The sequence below is a fragment of the Mycobacterium sp. genome (assembly GCF_049281135.1).
Classification (GTDB): domain Bacteria; phylum Actinomycetota; class Actinomycetes; order Mycobacteriales; family Mycobacteriaceae; genus Mycobacterium.
In genome coordinates, this window is the sequence record NZ_JBAPRN010000247.1 from 1 (window position 1) to 5,605 (window position 5,605).

At 65.3% G+C, this 5,605-nt stretch carries 1 protein-coding gene; it reads right to left on the bottom strand.

Features of this window, described 5'->3' with window-relative positions:
- Positions 1 to 5,605, bottom strand: a 5,605-nt coding sequence (locus tag WAN02_RS09930; protein ID WP_422263984.1) for an amino acid adenylation domain-containing protein, incomplete at both ends; no start/stop codon positions are given.

Genomic DNA, 5,605 nt, shown 5'->3' on the forward strand with positions numbered 1-5,605 from the left:
CGGGTGGGCCGAAGGGGCAGGCGACAAAGCGTGAGCTGGTCAGACTCCCTCGTCGCCAATACCCCACGCCGACCCCGTGGCCGGCGACATACAACTCGCCGAGCACGCCGGGTGGCACCGGGCGTAACCACCCGTCCAGCACGAACAACGCCGTCCCCGACACCGGCGAACCGATCGGCACCGCCCCCGACCCCGCTGCCAGCGGCGAACTCAAGGTCACCCACATTGTGGTTTCGGTCGGGCCGTACTCGTTGATCATCACCCGCCCAGGCGCCCAGCGGTCCACCAGATCGGGTGGGCACGCCTCACCCCCCACCAGCAGGGTCACCGACTCCAACCCCTCCGGTGAAAGTGTCCGCACCGCCGACGGGGTTTGACATAAGACGGTGACCTGTTCGCTGATCAGTAAGGCGCGCAAATCATGCGGTGAGCGGGCCACCGAGCCGGGTACAACGACCAGCCGCCCACCACTGAGGAGGGCACCGAAGATCTCCCAGCCCGAGATGTCGAAGCTATAGGAATGCCACTGCGACCAGACCTGCCCGGGCGCCGCCAAACCGGCTTCCAGTGAACGCATCAGCTGGGTGACGTTGTGATGGGTGATGGCAACGCCTTTGGGGACACCGGTGGTGCCCGAGGTGTAGATCAGATAGGCGATATCGTCGGCCGCGGGCGCCGGCAGTGCCGCACCGGGTCGGCTCTCTCCGCCGGGGTCTTCAGGGGCATCGACGTCGATGACCATCAGGTCACACCCGTCGAGCCGATGAGCCAGATCAGCCGTCGAGACGGCAGCGATCGGGGCGGCATCAGCGATCATGAATAGGATCCGGTCGGCCGCTAGCGCCGGGTCGATCGGCAGATACGCCGCCCCGCTCTTCAACGCCGCCACAATCGAAACGACTGCCTGCGCCGAACGCTCGAAAAGCAGCGCTACACACGTGCCCGGGCCCGCGCCCTGGCCGGCCAGGCGGTGAGCCAACCGGTTCGTGGCTTCATCGAGTTCCCGGTAGGTCATGGAGTGGCCCTCGAAGCTCAGCGCCAACGCTTCGGGCGTGCGTTGCACCTGTTCGGCGAAGAGGACCGGGATTGACACCGGAGGGGGCGCCGGTGCGGTCAACACCGCCCGATTGCCCCACCGATCGAGCCGGGCATCTTCAGCCTCATTCAGCACATCGATCGACGAGAGCCGCTGGGTCGGGTCCGCGGTGAAGGCCAGCACGACCCGCTCCAACCGCTCGATCAGTGTCTCGATGCTGGCCGCGTCGAACACATCGGTACGAAACTCCACTATCCCGCCGATCCCGGCAGGCTCACCGGCCGGACCCCAACGCTCCCCCAGCGAAAACGCCAAATCCATACGTGCGGTGCGGGTGTCCACCGGCATCGCGGTGACGTGCAGATCGCCCAATGCCAGCCCGGCGGCTGAATCGTTGTCTTGTCCGGGTAGGTTCTGCCAGGCCAACATCACCTGGACCAGTGGCTGGTGGGTCAGCGATCGGGTGGGGTTGAGTCGTTCGACGAGCACCTCGAAAGGCACGTCTTGATGTTCGTAGGCGGCCAGGCTGCGCTGTTGGACCTGGGCCAACAGCTCGGCCACGCTCGGATCCCCGCCCACCTCGACGCGCAACACCAACGTGTTGACGAAAAAACCCACCAGCTCGTCGAGTGCGGGATCACGACGTCCGGCGATCGAAAACCCCACCGCCACATCGGTACTGGCGCTGATCTTGGCCAGTACCACGGCCAGCGCCGCCTGCAGCACCATGAAGCTGGTGGCGTTGTACTGCCGGGCGAGCCCACGCACCTGCTGTTGCAGTTCGGCTGACCACCCCACTTCCACCAGTGCGCCGCGGTAGTCGGCCGCCGGCGGATAGGGCCGATCGGTGGGGAGATCCAGGCGTTCGGGCATCCCGGCCAGAGTCTGCTCCCAAAAAACCAACTGCGCGGCGATCGCACTGGCGGGATCGCCCAGCTCGCCGAGATGTTCACGCTGCCACAACGTGTAATCGACATACTGCACCGTCAACGGCGCCCAGCCCGGGGACCGCCCCGCGCAACGCGCGCGATACGCCTCACCCACATCACGGACCAGTGGAGTCAGCGACCAGCCATCTGCGGCGATATGGTGCATGGTCAGGACCAGCACGTGCTCCTGGTCGGTGACAGTGAAAAGCCTTGCGCGGAGCAGGATCTCGTCAGCCAGATCGAACGCATACCGCACGTCGGCTCCCACGGCATCGCCGAGTTGAGTCTCAGACCATCCGGACGCATCGATCACATCGCAGCTGAAATCTGCCTGTTCGGCGGCAATGACCCGCTGTTGGGGCACTCCATCGACAGCCGGAAAAACCGTGCGCAAACTTTCGTGACGGCTGACTACATCGCCAAGCGCCGCGCCCAGCGCCCCGACATCCAACTGTCCACGCAACCGCAACGCCAACGGAATGTTGTAGACCGGCGAGGGTCCGTCGAATTGATCGAGGAACCACAGCCGATTCTGTGCATAGGACAACGGGATCGGTGCAGGCCGCTGTCGGGCTGTCAATGCCACGCCCGCGCGGTCTCCGGCATGCGTACCCATCCATTCGGCCAACCCGGCAACGGTCGGCGTGTCGAAAACCGCTCGGATCGGCACCTCGACGCCCAGTTCGGCCCGGACTCGGGCCACCAGGCGCGTGGCAGACAGCGAATGGCCGCCCAAGTCGAAAAAGCCGTCATCGACGCCGACTCGAGCCACGCCGAGGATCTCGCCGAACAGCGCGGCCAGCACTCGCTCGCGTTGGTCACTTGGCGACCGGTAGGCGACGGAGCTGAGGAATTCCGGGGACGGCAGTGCGCGGCGATCGAGTTTGCCGTTGACGGTCAACGGCATTGCCTGCATCACCGTGATGGCTGCCGGGACCATGAATTCTGGCAATCGGGCGGCGACGAAACGGCGCAGTTCGGCTACGCGTTCGATCACCGACGGATCGTTGGCGTAGCCGGTCGAAGAACTTAGGGCGGTGGTGGGCATGTAGAGATCCGAAAGCGCCGGGTGCGGGCCACCAGGCGAGTCGGTGGGTCGGGTGAAGAGCACGTCGACCAAACCAGGGGTCGATGACCAGGTCACCGCCGTCGCGTATCCGAGTTCATCTCCGAGTCGGTGACACTCATGCGGCAACACCCCATCCGGCGCTGGTGTGTCGGCACGCAACTGGCCGATCGGTACCCGGTCACCGGCCTGCGAAAGTGCTTGCGCCAGAGCCACGTCAGGCCCTATCCCGGCGTGCGGCACCCCGGTGACGCGCAGCTCCGGCCGCTGCCGGGACCGCAAGTAATCGCCCAACACCGCCAGGCTTTCGAACCGATGCCACGGCTCTGAGGGCAGGCTTGCCAGGGACCGTACGGCTACCGGCGCCTTTCGTAGCACCACGTCGTAGCGGTAACCGCTGAGCTCGTTGACGGCGCGCATCTGTTTGAGTTGCAAGTCGACCGCTGCGATCTCGGCATGGCGCTGCGGCAATGTCGTAAAGAACTCCGGCGCGAGCAGCAGCTCCTGCTCGGCGAGCATTTCCCGGCGTACCCGTTCCCGTGTCACCGCGGCGGTGTCGTCCATCGCGGTGGGTCCCGCGCACAGCACTCCGGTGGTGAACGCGGCCAACAACGACAGGTTCCGCACGTCGCCGATGAACAACGCTCCGCCAGGCGCCAGCACACGAATCGCCACGCCCAGGACGTCGAGCAGATAATCCACGCTCGGGAAGTACTGGATCACCGAGTTGAGCACGACGACGTCGAAATGCCCCGCGGGTAACCCATCCGCGACGTGGGCCGATTGAACTCGTAGCCGCACCCGCTCACCCCAGAGCTGCGACGCCACCGTCGCTCGAAGGGTCTCGATGGTGGCCGCCGAAAAATCAGTGCCCCAGTATTCGGCGCATCCCGGGGCCAACTGGGCAAGCAATAGCCCCGATCCGACCCCGATCTCCAACACCCGCGCCGGACGCAGCTGGTGGATCCGATCCACTGCGGCGGCCCGCCACTCCCGCATCTGATCGACCGGGATGGGTGCCCCGGTGTAGCTGCTGTTCCAGCCCGCGAAATCCTCCCCTACCAATGCCGGAATGTCGGTGCCGAACATCGCGGTCGAATACAGGTCGTCGTACACGCCCTGCCACTGCGCTACCAGCCGCGTTTCTCGCTCCGCTTCCCGGGCCAGTACCGCATCCTGGTCCAGTACCACATAGGCCGCCAGCAGCTTGTCACCAACCGGCGCAACGGCATTCGTCCCAGCTCCTGGGTCATGCGCGACCGCGGCCGCATGCGACACCGCGGGATGTGCTGCCAGCACTGCTTCGATCTCGCCGAGTTCGATGCGGTAGCCGCGAATCTTGACTTGCTGGTCGGCGCGTCCGAGATATTCGAGTTGGCCGTCGGCGCGCCAGCGTACGAGGTCTCCGGTGCGGTACATGCGTGTTCCGGGTGGGCCGAACGGGCAGGCCACAAACCGTGTTGCGCTCAGGCTGGTGCGCCGCCAGTAGCCCACGCCTGTTCCGGCGCCGGCTATGTAGAGTTCGCCGATGACTCCGGGGGGTACCGGACGCAGCCAGCCATCGAGTGCAAAAAAGGCGAGATTGGCCAGCGGCACTCCGATAGGGCTCGCGGGTTTGTCGGCGTCGTGTTGAGTGATCTCACGGAAGGAGGCGTGCACGGTGGTCTCGGTGGTGCCGTACATGTTGATCAGCCGTGGTGCTGCCGGGTGGTTGTGTAGCCAGGTTCGAAGGCGTTGAGGTTCAAGGGCTTCGCCGGCGAAGACCACGCTGTGCAGAGTGAGCTGGTGCTGCGGTTCGGGCTCTTCGGCGGTTTGCAGTGCGTAAAAGGCCGAGGGGGTTTGGCTTAACACGGTGACATGTTCGGCGGCTAACAAGGCGTGGAAGTCTTGTGGTGAGGCGATCAGCGATTGGGGTATGACGACCAGTCGTCCGCCACCGAGCAGGGCGCCAAAGATTTCGAAGACCGAGACGTCGAACGCGTAGGAGTGCCACTGCGACCACACCCCGGCGGGTGGTAGCTCGCTGTTCAAGGAGTCCAGCAGTTGAGTGACGTTGTGGTGGCTGATGGCAACGCCTTTGGGCACTCCGGTGGTTCCCGAGGTGTAGATGAAGTAGGCGATGTCGCCGGGATCCGGTGGGGGTGGCGGCGTGTCGGGTTGGGTGTCGATAGCGGGATCTGCGACGTCGATGATGTGCAGGTCGAATCCGCTGATGTGGTGGGCCAGGTCAGTAGTGGTGAGTGCGGCGATCGGAGCGGCGTCGGTAAGCATGAATTCGATGCGGGCCGCGGGGAGGGCGGGGTCGATGGGCAGGTAGGCCGCCCCGGTTTTGAGCACGGCCAGGATGGCCACGATGGCCTCGGCGGACCGGGGTAAGAGCAGCGCTACGCACCTACCGGGGCCCGCATCGTGGCGGGCTATCAGGTGTGCCAATCGGTTGGTCACCGCGTCGAGTTCGTGGTAGGTCATCGAGTGGCCTTGGAACGTCAGCGCTTTGGCCTGCGGTGTGCGGGCTGCTTGTGCGGCGAACAACACCGGAATTGATGCCGGGGTGGTTGCGGCTTGGGTCAACAC